Origin of the sequence: Microvirga flocculans ATCC BAA-817, from assembly GCF_000518665.1 — a bacterium.
Lineage (GTDB): Bacteria > Pseudomonadota > Alphaproteobacteria > Rhizobiales > Beijerinckiaceae > Microvirga > Microvirga flocculans.
Genome location: NZ_KI912469.1, coordinates 152,288 through 170,119, shown reverse-complemented (window position 1 = coordinate 170,119; position 17,832 = coordinate 152,288). Strand labels below are relative to the sequence as shown.

The 17,832-nt window shown below is 65.5% G+C and carries 16 protein-coding genes; 8 read left to right on the top strand and 8 right to left on the bottom strand.

Annotation, left to right across the window (positions count from 1 at the left end; genetic code table 11):
- From lptG to L879_RS0118940, 5 genes are all read left to right on the top strand, one after another.
- On the top strand, nt 1-1,086 hold the full coding sequence (lptG, locus tag L879_RS0118960) for an LPS export ABC transporter permease LptG (protein ID WP_027317468.1): 1,086 nt from the start codon (nt 1-3) through the stop codon (nt 1,084-1,086).
- A 62-nt stretch (nt 1,087-1,148) separates the two neighbouring features.
- Nucleotides 1,149-3,647: an LPS-assembly protein LptD gene (locus tag L879_RS0118955; RefSeq protein WP_245265267.1), complete on the top strand. Its 2,499-nt coding sequence runs from the start codon at nt 1,149-1,151 to the stop codon at nt 3,645-3,647.
- A gap of 15 nt (nt 3,648-3,662) precedes the next feature.
- Nucleotides 3,663-4,673 (top strand): 4-hydroxythreonine-4-phosphate dehydrogenase PdxA, encoded by a 1,011-nt coding sequence (gene pdxA / locus L879_RS0118950; protein ID WP_027317466.1) that lies wholly within the window; start codon nt 3,663-3,665, stop codon nt 4,671-4,673.
- The gene (rsmA, locus tag L879_RS0118945) at nt 4,670-5,533 is read left to right on the top strand and encodes a 16S rRNA (adenine(1518)-N(6)/adenine(1519)-N(6))-dimethyltransferase RsmA (protein ID WP_027317465.1); all 864 of its coding nucleotides are present in this window, start codon (nt 4,670-4,672) and stop codon (nt 5,531-5,533) included. Before pdxA ends, rsmA begins: the two co-directional genes overlap by 4 nt.
- Before the next feature lie 129 nt (nt 5,534-5,662).
- Nucleotides 5,663-6,775, top strand: a complete 1,113-nt coding sequence (locus tag L879_RS0118940; protein WP_027317464.1) for a D-alanine--D-alanine ligase family protein — start codon at nt 5,663-5,665, stop codon at nt 6,773-6,775.
- A 22-nt stretch (nt 6,776-6,797) separates the two neighbouring features.
- On the opposite strand, the gene L879_RS0118935 is transcribed toward L879_RS0118940, so the two are convergent.
- The 8 genes from L879_RS0118935 to fabD form a co-directional block, all read right to left on the bottom strand.
- Entirely contained in the window at nt 6,798-7,199 is a 402-nt protein-coding gene (locus L879_RS0118935; protein WP_027317463.1) for a VOC family protein, read from the bottom strand.
- Nucleotides 7,200-7,202: 3 nt separating this feature from the next.
- Nucleotides 7,203-7,868 (bottom strand): guanylate kinase, encoded by a 666-nt coding sequence (gene gmk / locus L879_RS0118930; RefSeq protein ID WP_154664271.1) that lies wholly within the window; start codon nt 7,866-7,868, stop codon nt 7,203-7,205.
- Nucleotides 7,858-8,745, bottom strand: a complete 888-nt coding sequence (locus L879_RS0118925) for a YicC/YloC family endoribonuclease (RefSeq protein ID WP_035460183.1) — start codon at nt 8,743-8,745, stop codon at nt 7,858-7,860. The genes gmk and L879_RS0118925 overlap by 11 nt, the downstream gene beginning before the upstream one ends.
- Nucleotides 8,746-8,840: 95 nt before the next feature.
- Nucleotides 8,841-10,214 carry an endolytic transglycosylase MltG gene (mltG, locus tag L879_RS0118920; protein ID WP_027317460.1) on the bottom strand — a complete coding sequence of 458 codons (1,374 nt, stop codon included), beginning with the start codon at nt 10,212-10,214 and terminating at the stop codon, nt 8,841-8,843.
- A 95-nt stretch (nt 10,215-10,309) separates the two neighbouring features.
- Nucleotides 10,310-11,572, bottom strand: coding sequence for a beta-ketoacyl-ACP synthase II (fabF, locus tag L879_RS0118915; protein WP_027317459.1), 1,263 nt, complete (start codon nt 11,570-11,572; stop codon nt 10,310-10,312).
- A 69-nt stretch (nt 11,573-11,641) separates the two neighbouring features.
- Entirely contained in the window at nt 11,642-11,878 is a 237-nt protein-coding gene (locus L879_RS0118910; RefSeq protein WP_009764365.1) for an acyl carrier protein, read from the bottom strand.
- Nucleotides 11,879-12,110: 232 nt separating this feature from the next.
- Nucleotides 12,111-12,848, bottom strand: a complete 738-nt coding sequence (gene fabG, locus L879_RS0118905) for a 3-oxoacyl-[acyl-carrier-protein] reductase (RefSeq protein ID WP_027317458.1) — start codon at nt 12,846-12,848, stop codon at nt 12,111-12,113.
- A gap of 13 nt (nt 12,849-12,861) precedes the next feature.
- Nucleotides 12,862-13,809 carry an ACP S-malonyltransferase gene (gene fabD, locus L879_RS0118900; RefSeq protein ID WP_027317457.1) on the bottom strand — a complete coding sequence of 316 codons (948 nt, stop codon included), beginning with the start codon at nt 13,807-13,809 and terminating at the stop codon, nt 12,862-12,864.
- A 400-nt stretch (nt 13,810-14,209) separates the two neighbouring features.
- Here fabD and rpoZ point away from each other — a divergent pair, with 400 nt between their 5' ends.
- The 3 genes from rpoZ to L879_RS0118880 all read left to right on the top strand — a co-directional run bounded on the left by rpoZ (nt 14,210) and on the right by L879_RS0118880 (nt 17,753).
- Nucleotides 14,210-14,617: a DNA-directed RNA polymerase subunit omega gene (gene rpoZ, locus L879_RS0118890; RefSeq protein ID WP_009764362.1), complete on the top strand. Its 408-nt coding sequence runs from the start codon at nt 14,210-14,212 to the stop codon at nt 14,615-14,617.
- A gap of 204 nt (nt 14,618-14,821) precedes the next feature.
- Nucleotides 14,822-16,993: a RelA/SpoT family protein gene (locus tag L879_RS0118885; protein WP_027317456.1), complete on the top strand. Its 2,172-nt coding sequence runs from the start codon at nt 14,822-14,824 to the stop codon at nt 16,991-16,993.
- A gap of 37 nt (nt 16,994-17,030) precedes the next feature.
- Complete coding sequence (locus tag L879_RS0118880) at nt 17,031-17,753, top strand: alanyl-tRNA editing protein (RefSeq protein WP_027317455.1); 723 nt, start codon at nt 17,031-17,033, stop codon at nt 17,751-17,753.
- The last annotated feature ends 79 nt before the right edge of the window (nt 17,754-17,832 follow it).

Below are 17,832 nucleotides of genomic sequence, written 5' to 3'. Positions count from 1 at the left end.
ATGCTGATCGGCCGAACCCTTGGCTTCTATTTCTCGCGCCAGTTCCTCAAGACGATCTTCCTGGTCTTCGCGACGGTCTTCACCCTCGTCTACACCCTGGATTTCGTGGAGCTGATGCGCCGGGCCGGCGATGCGCCCAATGCAACGACCGGCATCATCGCCCAGCTCGCCCTGTTCCGGACCCCGGCCATCGCCGAGCAGGTGATGCCCTTCGCCGTGCTGTTCGGCAGCATGGCCGCCCTCCTCCAGCTCAGCCGCAAGCTGGAGCTCGTGGTGGCACGCGCCGCGGGCATCTCCGCGTGGCAGTTCCTTCAGCCCGGCCTTCTGATCGCCCTGCTCATCGGCATCCTGTCGATCACCGTGTACAACCCGGTCTCGGCCGTCCTGAAGCAGCAGGCCTCCGACCTGGAAACGCAGGTTTTCTCGCGCAACATTCAAACCCGCGAGAAGCCGATCTGGATTCGCCAGCGGAGCCTCGACGGGCAGGCCATCTTCCGCGCCAACGCCTCGGCGACCGATTCGGCGACCCTCTTCGGGGTCACGGTCTACGCCTTCGACCAAGCCGGTACGTTCACCCACCGCGTCGAGGCCAAGGAGGCCCTGCTGCATGAGGGGTTCTGGGAGCTGAAGGAGGCCCGGGTCCTGTCCGCCATCGCGGAACCCGAGAACCACGACCGCTACCTGATCGCCTCGAGCCTCCAGCCCTCGCAGGTTCGACAGAGCTTCATCGAGCCGGATGCCGTGCCCTTCTGGGACCTGAAGGAGACGATCAGCCGCATGGAGCAGGCGGATATCAACACCACCACCTACCGCCTTCATTACGACCTGCTTCTCGCCCGCCCCCTGCTGTTCATCGCCATGGTTTTCGTGGCCGCATCCGTATCGTTAAGATTCTTTCGATTTGGCGGTGTGGCCATGATGGTTCTGGGTGGCGTTGCGGCCGGGTTCGTGCTTTATGTCGCCACTGAGCTTATGGCGGAGCTTGGAGCCTCCGGAATCATCAGCTCCCTTGTAGCGGCTTGGTTTCCGGCTGTCGTAGGCAGCCTCCTGGGGACTTTGGCCTTGTTATACCAAGAGGACGGCTGACCGTTCTCGATAAGAAACGGTTCGAAGGAGTGGGGATGCGGAGGCTCGGGACAACGATCGCAATGTCTGCGGTCGCAGCGGCACTGTCTTATGCCGCTGGGTCTATGCCGGCCCTTGCCCAAGGGACGCTCAACGACGCCATCACGGCGCGCGCCAAGGCAGGTTCGGACACGGACCGCCTCCTCGTTGACGCTAAGGAAATCGTCTACGACAACGACCGGAACACCATCGCGGCTTCCGGCGACGTTCAAATGAACTACCAGGGTCGCACCCTGCAGGCCGACCGGGTCACCTACGACCGGAACACGGGACGCGTCTTTGCCGAAGGGAACGCTCGCCTGACCGACGCCAGCGGGACGGTCGCCACCGGCGACCGGTTCGAGCTGACGGACGACTTTAAGAACGGCTTCATCGATTCCCTGCGGGTCATTCAGACGACGGTCGATCAGGGCCGCCCCCTTACCACCCGGTTCTCGGCCCCACGCGCCGAACGCGCCGAGGGCGAAACCACGGTTTTCGAGCGCGGCACCTACACGGCCTGCGAGCCCTGCAAGGACAATCCGGAGCGGCCGCCTCTCTGGCAGGTCAAGGCCGCCAAGATCATTCACAACAACAGCGAACGGACGATCTACTATGAGGATGCCAGCCTTGAGCTGCTCGGGATCCCGGTCGCCTACCTGCCCTATTTCTGGACCCCGGACCCGACGGTCAAGCGCAAGACCGGCTTCCTGGCGCCGCGCTACGTCTATTCGAACACGCTCGGATATGGCGCGTCCGTTCCGTTCTTCTGGGCCATCGCGCCGAACTACGACCTGACGATCAACCCCACCATCCTGAGCCGGCAGGGCGTTCTGGGTGAAGTGGAATGGCGTCACCGCCTCGACACGGGCACGTACAACATCCGGGCTGCGGGCATCTCGCAGCTGGAGCCCGACGCCTTCCGCTTGCCGCCCTACGGCCCCGGCGACCGCGAGCTCCGCGGCTCCCTGGAAACGGCCGGCCAGTTCTACATCAACCAGAACTGGCGGTGGGGCTGGGATATCGCGCTCGTCTCCGACAAGTGGTTCCTTACGAACTACAAGATCAAGAGCGAGAGCATCAACGCCTATTACGTAAAGGAATCCATCTCGACTCTGTACCTTCAGGGCCAGGGGGACCGCTCCTTCTTCGACATGCGGGGCTATTACTTCCAGACGCTGTCCAGCTACGACTGGCAGAAGCAGCAGCCCATCGTGGCTCCCGTCCTGGACTACAACAAGCGCTTTACGCCCTCCACCATCGGCGGCGAGTTCGCGCTCGACGTGAACGTGACGAGCCTCTCACGCGAAGCCGCCCAGTTCGAGCCCCTGAACAGGCTCAACAGAACCTACTTCAACGTAGCCCAGACCTGCATCACTTTCGATCAGGCGAACTGCCTCGTGCGCGGCATCAGCGGTTCGGCTTCCCGCGCCTCCGTCTCTGCGTCGTGGCGGCGCGAGTTCATCGATCCGGTGGGCCAGTCCTGGACCCCCTTCGCCTATCTGAGGGCCGACAACTTCTGGATCGCTCCGGATTTCAACGGCTACCAGAACCCCAATCTCGCGAACTTCATCGACGGGAACGACGATTATCTCTTCCGCGCCACCCCGGCCGTCGGCGTCGAGTACCGCTATCCCTTCATCGCCAGCCTCGGCACCTCGGGACAGCAGATCATCGAGCCCATCGCACAGGTGATCGCCCGCCCTAACGAGACCCGGGTCGGCAATCTCCCCAACGAGGACGCGCAGAGCCTCATCTTCGACGACACGACCCTGTTCGATTGGGACAAGTTCTCGGGCTACGACCGCGCCGAGGGCGGCGTTCGCGCCAATATCGGCCTGCAATACACGGTGACGGGCGCCGACGATTTCTATGCCAACGTATTGTTCGGGCAGTCCTACCAGCTCGCCGGGCGGAACTCGTTCCGTCAGGGAGACCTCGCCAATGTGGGCCTGGACTCGGGGCTCGATTCTCGTGCCTCTGACTATGTGGGCCGCTTCCAGATCTCGCCGAACCGCAACTTCGCCTTCGTGACGCGGGCCCGCCTCGATCAGGAAGACTTCTCGCTCAACAGGTTCGAGGCCGGCATCCGGGCGGACTTCGACCCTTACCTGCCGGTTTCGGCTTCGCTGACCTATGCGCGCTACGAGGCTCAGCCGGCCATCGGCTTCCCGCTTCGCCGCGAAGGCGTGCTCGGTTCCGCCCGCTGGAACCTGACGCCAAACTGGTACGTGTCCGGATCCGTTCTCCTCGACCTCGACCGCTATCTGCTGGCGCGGGAGAACTTCCTGGTGCAATATGCCATAAACCCGGTCACGGCCGTCTATAATCGCGAGGATATCGCCTCTCTCAGCAGCATGTCCTTGGGCATCGGCTACATGGACGAGTGCACGACCTTCGCGCTCAGCTACACCATCACGCCTCGGGAGATCAGCCAGACTTCAGGCGAGAAGGATCAGAACCACACCATCGCGTTCCGGCTCGAATTGCGCTCGCTCGGTGAGGCCGGGCTCAGCCAAAATCTCAGCGGCACCGATGAATGATGACGAAAGGCTCCAGTGTCCGGCTTGAACCAGCGCTCTCTCCTGCTGACGCAGGGTGATCCGGCCGGGATCGGGCCGGAGCTGAGCCTCAGAGCCTGGCTCCAACGCAAAGAGCACTCCCTGCCCCCGTTCGCCGTCCTGAGCGATCCGAAATTTCTTGAACGGGTCGCCCAGGGTTACGGCTGGAAAGTTCCGGTCAAGGTCGTCGCAATAGAGGAAATCGGAACAGTTTTCCCGGACGCGCTGCCCGTCATTCCCCTCGGCGTAACCGTCTCCGCGCAGCCGGGCCAGCCCAACGCCGCCCATGCGCCCTCCGTGATCGAGTCCATCGAGACGGCGGTGCGGCTGGTGCGGGCCGGCGCGGCCTCCGCCGTCGTGACGAACCCCATCGCCAAGCACGTGCTCTACGAGGCCGGTTTCCGGCATCCGGGGCATACGGAGTTCCTGGCCGCACTGGCCTCGGAGGCCGACGGGCACGCCTACCATCCTGTCATGATGCTCTGGAGCGAGCAGTTGGCGGTTGTGCCCGTCACCGTGCACATCCCCCTCTCGAAGGTCCCGGCCGCCCTGACCGAGGAACTCATCGTGCTGACGGGGCGCATCGTGGCCCGGGAGATGAGGGAGCGCTTCGGAATCGCGAATCCGCGGCTCGCCGTCGCCGGTCTCAATCCCCATGCCGGGGAGAATGGCGCCATGGGGACGGAGGATGGAGCGGTCATCGCTCCGGCCATCGAGACTCTTCGCCGTGAGGGCATCGCGGTTGCAGGCCCGTTGCCGGCGGACACCATGTTCCACGCCCGCGCCAGAAGCCTCTACGATGCGGCGCTCGCCATGTATCACGACCAGGCCCTCATCCCGATCAAGACCTTGGCCTTCGACGAAGCGGTCAACGTGACCCTCGGGCTTCCCTTCGTGCGGACCTCGCCGGACCACGGCACCGCCTTCGACATCGCGGGCAAGGGCATCGCCCGTCCCGACAGCCTCATGGCGGCCCTGAAGCTTGCCGCCCGCCTGGGGCGCTCATGAGCCAGATCGACGATCTTCCGCCCTTGCGCGAGGTGGTCCGCGCCCATGGGCTCATGGCCAAGAAGTCCCTGGGCCAGAACTTCCTGTTCGATCTCAACCTCACGAGCCGGATCGCGCGCTCCGCCGGGCCTCTGGAGGACGCCACCGTCATCGAGGTCGGCCCCGGCCCCGGCGGCCTGACGCGGGCCATCCTCGCCGCCGGAGCCAGGAAGGTGATCGCCATCGAGCGCGACACCCGCTGCATGCCGGCTCTGGCCGAGATCGCCGCGCGCTATCCGGGACGGCTCGAGGTGGTCGAGGCCGACGCGCTGGAATTCGACCCGCGCCCCGTGACCGGCGGCGGGCTTGTCAGGATCATCGCCAACCTGCCCTACAACGTGGGCACTGCCCTGCTCACCGGCTGGCTCACGGGAGAGGCCTGGCCGCCCTGGTGGGCCTCGCTCACCCTCATGTTTCAGCGGGAGGTCGCCGAGCGCATCGTCGCCGACGAGAGCGACCCGAAGAATTACGGACGCCTCGGCGTCCTCTGCGGATGGCGGGCGCAATCGCGCATTCTCTTCGACGTGCCGCCCTCCGCCTTCGTGCCGCCGCCGAAGATCACATCGAGCGTGGTCCATCTGACCCCGCGGTCCAATCCCTTGCCCTGCCGTCTCGCTGCGCTGGAGGCGGTCACGCGGGCGGCTTTCGGGCAGCGCCGGAAAATGCTGCGCCAGAGCCTGAAATCCATCGCTCCCGACCCGGCTGCGATCATCGGGGCCGCAGGACTCGAGGAGACGGTCCGGGCCGAGAACATCCCGGTCGAAGGGTATGTGGCGCTCGCCAATGCTCTCGATGCCGCGCGGAACTCGAGAGCGGAATAGCCCGCACGGCCCCTGTAAGGCTGCACAACCGGCCCTAGCTTACGTCTCTTCATGAGACCTTAACTGCGCCTCTTCCATGATCGAGGTCAGGTGAGCGGCCCCAATCGGCCGCGAGAGGAGGAAGCGGGCATGTCGCAGCCGCGCAAGACGATCGGGCTTCTGTTCGGGGGACGCTCTGCGGAGCACGAGGTCTCGAAGCTGTCGGCCGCCAATGTGCTGCGCGCCCTCGATCCGGACCGCTACGACATCGTCCCTATCGGCATCGGGCGGGATGGACGCTGGCTTCTCTGCGACAACGGCAATGGCGGCGGACGGGGCGCCAAGTCCCTGGAGATCCCCGAGGGAGCGCCTCAGGTCGCCCTGCTGCCCGGCGGCGCGGGGGACATGATCGTCCTGAACGGCGAAGCGGGCGCGAAGACCCTTCGCCTGGATGCGGTCGTGCCCGTGCTCCATGGGCCGAACGGCGAGGACGGAACGGTCCAGGGCCTCCTCGAACTCGCCAACGTGCCCTATGTCGGCTCCGGCGTGATGGGCTCCGCCGCAGGCATGGACAAGGACGTGGCCAAGCGCCTGCTGCGCGACAGCGGCCTGCCGGTCGTTCCGTTCCTTACGCTGACGCCGCGCAGCCGCATCGATTACCGCGCGGCCGTGGAAGCGCTCGGCACACACGATCTCTTCGTGAAGCCTGCCAATATGGGCTCGTCGGTCGGCGTGTCCCGCGCCACGTCCGCAGAGGAGTTCGAGAGAGCCTGCGAGCGCGCCTTCCGTTATGACGGCAAGGTGCTGGTGGAGCGAAGCGTCACGGGCGCGCGCGAGATCGAATGCTCCGTGCTGGAGGATGCGGCGGGCAGCGTGAAAGCCTCCCCGCTCGGCGAGATCGTGCCGGCCAGCAGCCACGGCTTCTACAGCTACGACGCCAAATATATCGACGCCGACGGCGCGCTCCTGCGCATTCCGGCGGAGCTCCCGGCCGGGCAGGCGGACCGCCTGCGGGAACTCGCCATCGAAACCTTCCGGGTTCTCGGCTGCGAAGGCCTGGCCCGCGTCGATTTCTTCGTCGACCCGAAGAACGAAAGCGACCTCTTCATCAACGAGGTGAACACCCTGCCCGGCTTTACCGCCATCAGCATGTATCCCAAGCTCTGGGAGGCCGGCGGCCTGCCGCAGAGCGAACTGATGGAAGTGCTGATCGGGCACGCAATCGCCCGTCACGCACGCAGGAACGCGTTGGCGCTCGTGTAGCCGGAGATTTCACCGGGAAACGTTAGACCGGGGGCTCCTTGAGATCCCAGTAATTTCCGTAAAGGTCACGGAAGATTGCGACGGTCCCATAAGGCTCGCTTCTCGGCTCCTCGCAGAAAGTAACGCCGCGAGCGCGCATGGCATTGTAGTCGCGCTGGAAATCGTCGGTGTGCAGAAACAGGAAGGCCCGCCCTGCTGCCTGATCTCCTATCCGCGCCTTCTCTTCCGCTGTCTCGGCTTTGACGAGAACGAGCCCCGGCCCTCCGGGAGGCGCAACAACGATCCACCGCCGGCCATCCGGCAGTGACGTATCGCTCACGGTTGCGAAGTCGAGGACCTTCGTGAAGTAAGCGACAGCCTCGTCATAATCTCGAATGAGGAACGTTACCGCGCCAATGGATCTGGACTGGCTGTTCCTCTTCATGGCTCAGTCGATCTTCTCGGCCAGCAGTCCCTCGACGAATTCCGAAAGGCCCACGAGCCGGTCGCGCTTGAGGCGCTCGGCCGTCTGGATGGCCTTGAGCTTCTCGAAGGAGTCGCCCAGATCCTCGTTGACGATCACGTAGTCGTACTCGACCCAGCGCTCCATCTCGACGCGGGCATTGGCGAGGCGCTTGGCGATGACATCTTGCGCATCCTCCGCCCGTCGCTCCAGGCGGGCCTTCAGCTCCTTGAAGCTTGGAGGCAGGATGAACACGGTCACCACATCGTCGGGCAGCTTCTGCCGCACCTGGCGCGTGCCCTGGTAGTCGATGTCGAAGATCATGTCCTGTCCGGCGGCGAGCGTCTTCTCCACGGGCTTGCGCGGCGTGCCGTAGAAATTGCCGTGCACCTCGGCCCATTCCAGAAGCTCGTCGCGATCGCGCATCGCCTTGAACTCTTCCACATCGATGAAGTGGTAGTGCTTGCCGTCGATTTCGGACGGACGCTTGGGACGCGTCGTGACGGAGATGGAAAGAGCGCCCGCCTGCTCTTCCACGAGGCTGCGCGTGAGCGTGGTCTTTCCGGCTCCGGAGGGCGAGGAGAGAATGAGAATGAGGCCACGGCGGCCGACCAGGGACTTCGTATCTTGGCTCACCGCCTTACTCCACATTCTGAACCTGCTCGCGGAATTGCTCGATGACGGCTTTCAAATCAAGACCGATCCGCGACAGGGAGACATCGTTGGCCTTTGCGCACAGGGTATTCGCCTCGCGCCCGAATTCCTGCGCCAGAAAATCGAGCCGGCGGCCGACCGCACCCCCTTCCTGCAACAGAGCGCGCGCGGATTCCACATGGGCGCGCAGCCGGTCGAGTTCCTCGCGAATGTCGGCGCGCGCCGCGATCAGCACGGCCTCCTGATGGAGGCGGGCGGGATCGAGCGCGCTCTTGCCTTCGACGAGCTCGCCGATCTGCGCCTCCAGCCGGGCGCGGATGGCCTCGGGCTGCCGCGCAGGCGCGGCCTCGGCCTCGTCCACGAGGCTCGAAATCAGATCGAGCTGCTGCCCGAGAATCGCGGAGAGCGCCTGCCCTTCCTTGAGCCGCATCTCCTTGAGCGATCCGATCAGCGCAGCGACGCCCGCGCGCAGCGCGGCCATGAGCGCCTCGTCCTGCATCGGGTCGGCCGCATCGTCGTCGAGCTCCACGACGCCGCGGACGGAGAGCAACCCGTCGAGGGACGCAGGCTTCACGGTCTCCGGAAGCGTCAGGCCGCCGATGGCATCGAGAAGCGATTGCAGCACGTCCTGATTGACGCGCAGCTTCGGGGCGGCGGAGGTCTTGGTCAGGGACAGGTTGAGCTGCCCCTGTCCGCGGCTGAGCGCCTTCAGGATCTGACCGCGCGCCTCCTCGCCCATGGCGTCGAGACCGGAGGGTGTCCGGACCCGGACTTCGAGCCCGCGACCGTTCACGGTCTTGAGTTCCCAGGCCCATTGATAGGCGCCGGTAACGCCGGCTTCGCGGGCGAAACCGGTCATGCTCGCAATGGACATGCGCTGAACCTCAAACGGAATGAAAAATCGGCGCGACCATAATGCGCGCCGATCCAAGAGTCGATTGCATGGGCCGTGGACCGCGCCGCACCGTCTCAAGGCTGGCTGAGGGCGGGCACGGTCTTCGGATTGTTCAGGTCGAAGGTCTTGTTCTTGAGCGGGTCCTTGTCGGTCCCCTCGCTCGCGTCGAAGCCCTTCGCCTGCCGGCCGTTCGGCCGTGTCCCGGACGCGGGAATCGGGTTCGCGGTCCCGCGCAGCTCGGGCGTCACGCCCGGCGGCAGACCGGTCTGGTCGCCATCGGGCACCACCCGATCCACGTTGCTGGAATCGGGGGTCGGGCGGCTCTTCTCGATCTGCCGCCAGCGCGCCACGTTGCGCTGGTGCTGATCGTAGGTCTCCGCGAAGGCATGGCCGCCGGAACCGTCCGCCACGAAGTAAAGATCCTTCGTCCGGGAGGGATTGGCGACCGCTTCCAGGGCGGCCCGCCCGGGATTGGCGATGGGACCGGGCGGCAGGCCCTCGACCACGTAGGTGTTGTAGGGCGTCGCGGCCTCGATCTCACTGCGCAGGATGCCCCGGCCCAGGGTGCCCTTGCCGCCCACCAGACCGTAGACGATGGTGGGGTCGGACTGCAGCTTCATGCGCTTCATGAGGCGGTTGATGAAGACGCCCGCGACGCGGGTGCGCTCATCGGCGCGGCCCGTCTCCTTCTCCACGATGGAGGCCAGGATGACGAGTTCCTGCGGCGACTTGATCGGCAGCTCGGAGGAGCGGCGCTGCCAGATCTGTTCGACCGCCTGCCGCTGGGCGGCCTGCATGGTGTTGATGATCTGCTGGCGCGTGGTGCCGCGCTCGAACTTGTAGGTATCGGGCAGGAGCGAGCCTTCCCGCGGCGTCTCGCTCACGTCCCCGGTGAGGATATCGCTCTCATAGAGGCGCGCCACGATCTGCTCGCTGGTGAGCCCCTCGGGAATCGTGACGGAGTGCAGGATGGCCTTGCCCTGAATGAGGGTGTCGATGGCCTCCTCGACGCTCGTGCCGGCCTTGAACTGGAACTCGCCGGCCTTCAGCTGGCCGCGCTGCCGGTTCATGTAGGCATAGAGCTGGAACAGGAAGGGCTGCTCGATGACGCCTTCCTGCTTCAGGATCTGAGCGATCTCGCCGGTGCCCGTGTTGCGGGGGATCACCACGACCTTGTCGCTCTGGAGCGGCCCTTGAGCAGTCACTTCCCGCTGCAGCATGGAAAAGCCCAGGATGCCCGCGAGCGCCACGGCGACGAACAGGGTCAGCAATCCGCTCAGCAGGGAGAGCATGCCCCGGCGCCGGCGGCGGATCTTGGGCGGCGGAGGCGGAGCCATGGCCGGCTTGATCGCCTCGCTCGGGGACCGGGGAGCCAAGCGGGGCTGCGCCGATCCGTTTTCGGATTCGTCTACAGGAGGAAGAAGGATCTTTTTCTTTCGTCCGAACATCACGCCGCTTTTCTGGTATCGGCCGGCGGCCCTGCCGGTCCGCCGACACCCTAGCAGGGATTATGGCGAAAAGCCGTAACGGCCTTTCGTCATCCTCAGGATACGCGACGAAGAATGAGCGATGCGTTCGTCCCGCCGAAGCCGAAGGAGTTCGACAGGACGACGTTGACCTCCTTGCGCTTGGCCGTCTTGGGCACGAGGTCGATCGCCGTGTCGACGGAGGGATTGTCAAGGTTGATGGTCGGCGGAATGATGCCGTCGCGCATGGCGAGGATCGAGAAGATCGCCTCCACGGCGCCGGCGGCCCCGAGCAGGTGCCCGATGGCCGACTTGGTCGAGGACATGGAGAGCTTGCCCGCCGCATCGCCCACGATCCGCTCGACCGCCTTCAGCTCCAGCTCGTCGCCGAGGGGCGTCGAGGTGCCGTGGGCGTTGACGTAGTCGATCTCGGAGACCGGGATGCCCGCGCGCTTGAGGGCCGCGGCCATGCAGCGATAGGCGCCGTCGCCATCCTCTGACGGCGAGGTGATGTGGTAGGCGTCGCCCGACAGGCCATAGCCGATGACCTCGGCATAGATCTTGGCGCCGCGCGCCTTGGCGTGCTCGTACTCTTCCAGAACCACGACGCCGGCGCCCTCGCCCATGACGAAGCCGTCACGGTCCTTGTCGTAGGGGCGCGAGGCGCGGGTCGGGTCGTCGTTGAAATTCGTGGACAGGGCGCGGCAGGCGGCGAAGCCTGCGATCGACAGCCTGTTGATGGGCGATTCCGTGCCGCCCGCGACCATCACGTCCGCATCGCCCAGGGCGATGAGGCGGGCGGCGTCGCCGATGGCATGGGAACCGGTCGAGCAGGCGGTCACAACCGCGTGGTTGGGACCCTTGAGGCCATGCTCGATGGAGACGTAGCCGCCGGCCAGATTGATGAGGCGGCCGGGGATGAAGAAGGGCGAGATGCGGCGCGGGCCGCGCTCGATGAGCGTGGCGGAGGCCTCGTAGATGCCGCCGATGCCGCCGATGCCGGAGCCGATGAGAACGCCGGTGGCGCACTGGTCCTCATAGGACTTCGGCTCCCAGCCGGAATCGCGCAGCGCCATCGTGGACGCGGCCATGGCGTAGACGATGAAGGGATCGACCTTGCGCTGTTCCTTGGGCTCCATCCATTCGTCGGCGTTGAAGGTGCCGTTGGTGCCGTCGCCGCGCGGGATCTGGCAGGCGATCTGGCAGGCCAGGTCGTCGACCTGGAAATCCGTGATCTTGCCGGCGCCGCTCTGCCCCTCGACGAGGCGTGACCACGTGGCATCGACCCCGCTGCCCAGCGGAGTGACCATGCCAAGACCTGTAACAACTACCCGGCGCATGAATTCCTGCCCTATCGATTGATAAAATTCGGGCGTCGGATGAAGCACCCGACGCCCCTTAAACAGCCTTTAGGCCGCGTTCTTCTCGAGGAAGCGGATGGCGTCGCCGACCGTCACAATGGTCTCAGCCGCATCGTCCGGGATCTCGACGTTGAACTCTTCCTCGAACGCCATCACCAGCTCGACCGTATCAAGGCTGTCGGCGCCCAGGTCGTCGATGAAGTTGGCATTGTCGGTCACCTTGTCGGCTTCGACGCCGAGGTGTTCGACAACAATCTTCTTCACGCGATCAGCGACGTCACTCATCGTTTTTTCCTCAGTGGCTGCCGCCTCAGGAATGGGCGGATTAAGAAATCAATTTAGATCAGCTGCTCAGCTGACAACGCTGAAACGGCTACCCTGCGCCGTGCAAAGCCGCATTTTTAAGCGCCGGTCAACCCCTTTGACCTGATCGGGAACATGCTTAACACAAGCTTATCCCGTCTGGCGAGGGGTGAACGGCACCTGCAAACAGATTCCGAAAATCGACCTAAGTCCTTCAGAACATGGCCATTCCGCCGTTCACGTGCAGGGTGTGCCCGGTCACGTAGGCGGCTTCGGAGGATGCGAGATAAACCACGGAGGAGGCGATTTCCTCCCCCTGGCCGAGGCGTCCCATGGGGACCGTGCTCAGAATTCCCTCCCGCTGTTTTTCGTTCAGCGCATCGGTCATGGGCGACTCGATGAAGCCCGGAGCGACGCAGTTGACCGTGATGTTGCGGCTGGCGACCTCGGCCGCGAGGGCCTTGGTCATGCCGATCAGGCCGGCCTTGGAGGCGGCGTAGTTGCCCTGCCCCGGATTGCCGGTGGAGCCCACCACGGAGCCGATATTGACGATCCGGCCGTAGCGGCGGCGCATCATGCCCTTCACGGCGGCCCGGGACAGGCGGAAGGCGGCGGTGAGGTTCACGGCGATCACCGTGTCCCATTCCTCGTCCTTCATGCGCATGAAGAGGTTGTCCTTGGTCACGCCCGCGTTGTTGACCAGGATGTCGAGCCCGTCCATGGCCGCCTCGGCGGCCGGGACGAGAGCCTCGACCGAATCCTTGTCGGACAGGTTCGCCTCGACCACGTGGACGCGCTCCCCAAGGGAAGCGGCCAGCTCGTCGAGGGCGCTGCGACGGGTGCCGGAGAGGGTGACGGTCGCACCCTGGGCGTGAAGCGCGCGGGCGATGGCGCCGCCGATTCCGCCCGTGGCGCCGGTAACGAGAGCCTTGCGGCCGGTGAGATCGAACATGCGAGGCTCCTTGTTAAGCGTTCAGGGACGCCTGGAAGGCGGCGACATCCTCAGGGGTGCCGATGGAGGTGGCGGAAGCTCCCGCCGCGATGCGTTTCACGAGCCCGGTCAGGACCTTGCCCGCCCCGACCTCATAAAACGATTCAACGCCCTGGGCGGCCATATAGGCCACGCTTTCGCGCCAGCGCACGGTGCCGGTGACCTGGCGGACCAGCGCATCGCGGATCGCCGCCGGATCGGTGATGGGCGCGGCCTCCACGTTCGCCACGACCGGGACGGCCGGGGCGTTCACGGTCACGCCGCCTAAGGCCTCGCGCATGGCGTCGGCGGCAGGCTGCATGAGGGCGCAATGGAAGGGGGCGGAAACGGCCAGCATCACGGCGCGCTTGGCGCCCTTCCCCTGGGCGATGGCCACGGCCCGCTCGACGGCGGCCTTGTGGCCGGAGACCACGACCTGGGCGCCCCCATTGTCGTTGGCCGCGTCGCAGACCTCTCCTTGGGCCGCCTCGCGGGCGACCTCCAGGGCAGCGTCGAATTCCAGGCCGAGCAGCGCGGCCATGGCGCCCTGCCCCACGGGAACGGCGTTCTGCATGGCGTTGCCGCGGATGCGCAGCAGGCGGGCCGTGTCGGAGATGGAGAGGCTGCCCGCGGCGGCGAGCGCCGAATATTCGCCGAGCGAGTGGCCGGCGACGAAGGTGGCGTGCTTTTTGAGATCGAGACCGGCCTCGGCCTCGAGAACCCGGATCGCGGCCAGGCTGACGGCCATCAGGGCGGGCTGGGTATTGGCCGTGAGGGTCAGTTCCTCGGCGGGGCCTTCCCACATGAGGGCGGAGAGCTTCTGGGAAAGAGCCTCATCCACCTCGTCGAAAACGGCCTTGGCTTGCGGGAAAGCATCGGCCAGGGCCTTGCCCATCCCGACCGACTGGCTCCCCTGGCCGGGGAAAATGAATGCGCGCTTCATCTGGAGCGGAACCCTCAGTTCAGTGAATCCGCGCGGGACTCGCACCGGGACGGCACGGAGTCAAGGCAAAGAGCGACCCGGCCGGCACTTGAGCTGTTTATCAGAGGAAACGCCGCCAGCCTCGCAGCATATGCCGGTTGATGGGCGGTCGCCTGACGCTCAGGCGCCTCAGCGCCTCGGCCAGACCGCGCACAAAGCCTTGCAGAACCATCCTCAAGGCCCTCACCTTCCCCCGGAGCTTAACCTTGGGCAAGGTAGCGAAGGCGGCCGATGCCGGACGTGCGCCGCCGCACCTCGCGGTAAGTGCCTGCCGGAGAACGCTTCCTCTTGTTTTCTGCAGGCATCCGGTGTATCCCCTCGCCCTTCCGATATTCATCAACGCCTGAAGAAGGAGCCCCGCATGGCTCGCGTGACCGTCGAAGACTGCATCGACAAGGTCGACAACCGGTTTGAGCTCGTGCTGCTCGCCAGCCACCGGGCCCGCCTGATCTCGTCGGGCTCGCCCCTCACGATCGACCGCGACCGCGACAAGAACCCCGTCGTGGCCCTGCGCGAGATCGCGGACGAGACGATCGCTCCCGACGACCTGAAGGAGCAGCTCATCCACTCCATGCAGAAGTATGTCGAGGTGGACGAGCCGGAGGCCGAGGCCGTTCCGATGCTCAGCAACACCGCCGCGGCCCCCTCCACGGGCGGCGACAACGATGCTGACGTCCAGTTCGACCGCATGAGCGAGGAAGACCTCCTCCGCGGCCTGGAAGGCCTGGTGCCCCCGAGCAGCAGCGCGGACGACGACGACCGCGAATAAGCGTACCCTTCGGAGAATCGCGAAAGCCCGGCTCGATGCCGGGCTTTTTTCGTTGGCGGTCCCCCTTTGCCGGCCCCTTAACCACCGCATGGTTTCACGCGCCTGCGGCAAGGTATTCAGCTTGCGGTCAGAAGACCTTGTACAATATTCTCAATATCTTCCTGTTTTCAGCCTGATCGACCGGATGAAGGAGACGGCGGCTGCATGATGCGCCAATATGAACTCGTCGAGCGGGTCAAGCGCTACAACCCCTCGGCCAATGAGGCGCTTCTCAACCGGGCCTATGTGTATGCCATGATGGCCCATGGCAACCAGAAGCGCGCATCAGGCGACCTGTTCTTCGGCCACCCCCTCGAAGTGGCGGCCATCCTCACGGACCTCAAGCTCGACGACGCCACCATCGCGGCGGCGGTGCTCCACGACACGGTGGAGGATACCCAGGCAACCCTTGAGGAGATCAACAAGACCTTCGGCCCCCAGATCGGGGCACTGGTCGACGGCCTGACGAAGATCAAGCGCCTCGATCTCGTCTCCAAGCGGGCGGCCCAGGGCGAGAACTTCCGCAAGCTCCTGCTGGCGGTCGCCGACGACGTGCGCGTGCTCCTGGTCAAACTGGCGGACCGCCTGCACAACATGCGCACCCTTCAGTTCATGCCGCCGGAGAAGCGCAAGCGGATCGCCGAGGAAACCCTCGACATCTACGCTCCCCTCGCCGGGCGCATGGGCATCCAGGAAATGCGCGAGGAACTGGAGGAGCTGTCCTTCCATAACCTCGATCCGGAAGCCTACGAGGCCATCCGGCGCCACCTCACCGAACTCTCCGCCAAGAGCGAGAAGCTCGTCGAGGAGATCGAGAAGACCCTGACGACCAAACTGCGGGCACAGGGGATCGAGGCGAAGGTGACGGGACGCCAGAAGCGGCCCTATTCCATCTGGCGCAAGATGGAGCGCAAATCCGTCTCCTTCGAGCAGCTTTCGGACATCTTCGCCTTCCGCATCATCGTCGGCACCATCGACGAATGCTACCGGGCGCTGGGCATCGTGCATACCAGCTGGCCCATGGTGCCGGGCCGGTACAAGGACTACATCTCGACCCCGAAGCAGAACGACTACCGCTCGATCCACACCACCGTGATCGGCCCGGGCAGCCAGCGCGTCGAGCTGCAGATCCGCACCGAGGACATGGACGAGGTGGCCGAGTACGGCATCGCCGCCCATGCGCTCTACAAGGAAGGCGTCAACGACAATTCGCGCCTCGCCAAGGAAAGCCGCGCCTATCAATGGCTGCGGCGCACCATCGACCTCCTGGCCGAAGGCGACAACCCGGAGGAGTTTCTCGAGCATACCAAGCTCGAGCTCTTCCACGATCAGGTCTTCTGCTTCACCCCGAAGGGGCGGCTCATCGCCCTTCCCCGCGGCGCGACGCCCATCGACTTCGCCTATGCGGTCCACACGGATGTCGGCAACACGGCGGTGGGCTGCAAGATCAACGGCCGCATGTCTCCCCTGCTCACCGAGTTGCAGAACGGCGACGAGGTGGAGATCGTCCGCGCCGAAGGGCAGACGCCTCCGGCCGCCTGGGAATCCCTGGTCGTCACCGGCAAGGCGCGCGCCTCCATCCGCCGGGCCACCCGCGCCGCCGTGCGCAAGCAATATACCGGCCTCGGCCACCAGATCCTGGAGCGCGCCTTCGAGCGCGCGGGCCGCGCCTTCTCCGACGAGAAGCTGAAGGGCGCCCTGCCCCGTCTGGCGCGGGCCTCCGTGGAGGACGTGCTGGCCGCCGTGGGCCGGGGCGAGATGTTCTCCGGCGACGTGGTGCGGGCCGTCTATCCCGATTACCTGGAGGAGCGGCGCGCCGCCGGCGACGCCAAGGGCGGCGGGCAGCCCGACGGCGCGGGCAAGAAAGGCGCCGACGATCATTCGGGCGGCATCCCGATCCGCGGGCTCAACACCGACATGCCGATCCGCTTCGCCCCCGAGGGCGGCGCGGTTCCGGGAGATCGCATCGTCGGCATCATGACGCCCGGCGAAGGCGTGACGATCTACCCGATCCAGTCCTCCTCGCTCGCCGCCTTCGACAACGAGCCCGACCGCTGGATCGACGTGCGCTGGGATCTGGAATCCGGCTCCACCCAGCGTTTTCCCGCGCGCATCAAGCTGCAATCGATCAACGAGCCCGGATCGCTCGCCCAGATCACCCAGGTAATCGCCGATCACGACGGCAACATCGACAACGTCTCCATGAAGCGGCGTACCCAGGACTTCACCGACGTGACCATCGACCTCACGGTCTGGGACCTGAAGCACCTGAACGCCATCATCGCGGAGCTGCGCGCCAAGCGCGTGGTGAGCCGCGTGGACCGCGTGACGGGCTGAAGGCAGGATGGCGCGTCGTCTAAAGGATTGAGCAGCGATGCGCCTTCTGTGCCAGGATCATGCCGACCTGCTGGAACTCGAGGCTCCCGTGCTCGATGCGCGGCCAGGGGCCGTTCTCCTCGCGCAGTCTCCCGTCTTTCCCGGCGGAGGCGGACAGCTTCAGGACCGGGCGGCCCTCGCCTGGGCGGGAGGTGAATCCGCAATCACCGCCGTTCGTGCCGACGGGCGCGGCCTCTGGCACGAATTCGATTCCGACGACGAGATCGCCGGAACGGTGCGCGTTGCCGTCGATCCCGCTTTCCGGAAACTGATGTGCGAGCTGCACACCCTCGCCCACATCGCCAACAGCATCGTCTTTCGCGAATTCGGCGGCGCGCTGCTGACCGGAGCCCAGCTCTCCGCCGACGGCACGTTCCGCGTGGACTTCGATCTGCCTGGAGCGGACGCTGATCGCCTGCGTGTCCTCGACGGCCCCATCAACGACGTGATCCGCCAGGACCTTCCCGTCGGCGCCTTCTTCATGCCGTGGGACGAGGCGGCGGCAACGCCCGGCCTCTTCCGGAGCAAGGCCGTCTCGCCGCCGCGCGGCGCGGATGGCCATGTGCGCATCGTCGAGATCGCCGGGCTCGACCGCCAGGGCTGCGGCGGCACCCATCTGGCCTCCACCGGGCAGGCCCGTCCGGTGAAAATCCTGAAGGTCGACAACAAGGGACGGCAGAACCGCCGCATCAAGGTTGGCTTTACCGAGGGATGGGTTTAAGCCCGGACTGCACTTTCAGAGCATCGTTCGGAAAAGTGGACTTAGGTTTTCCGCTCGAACTATGCTCTCAACTCAGGAA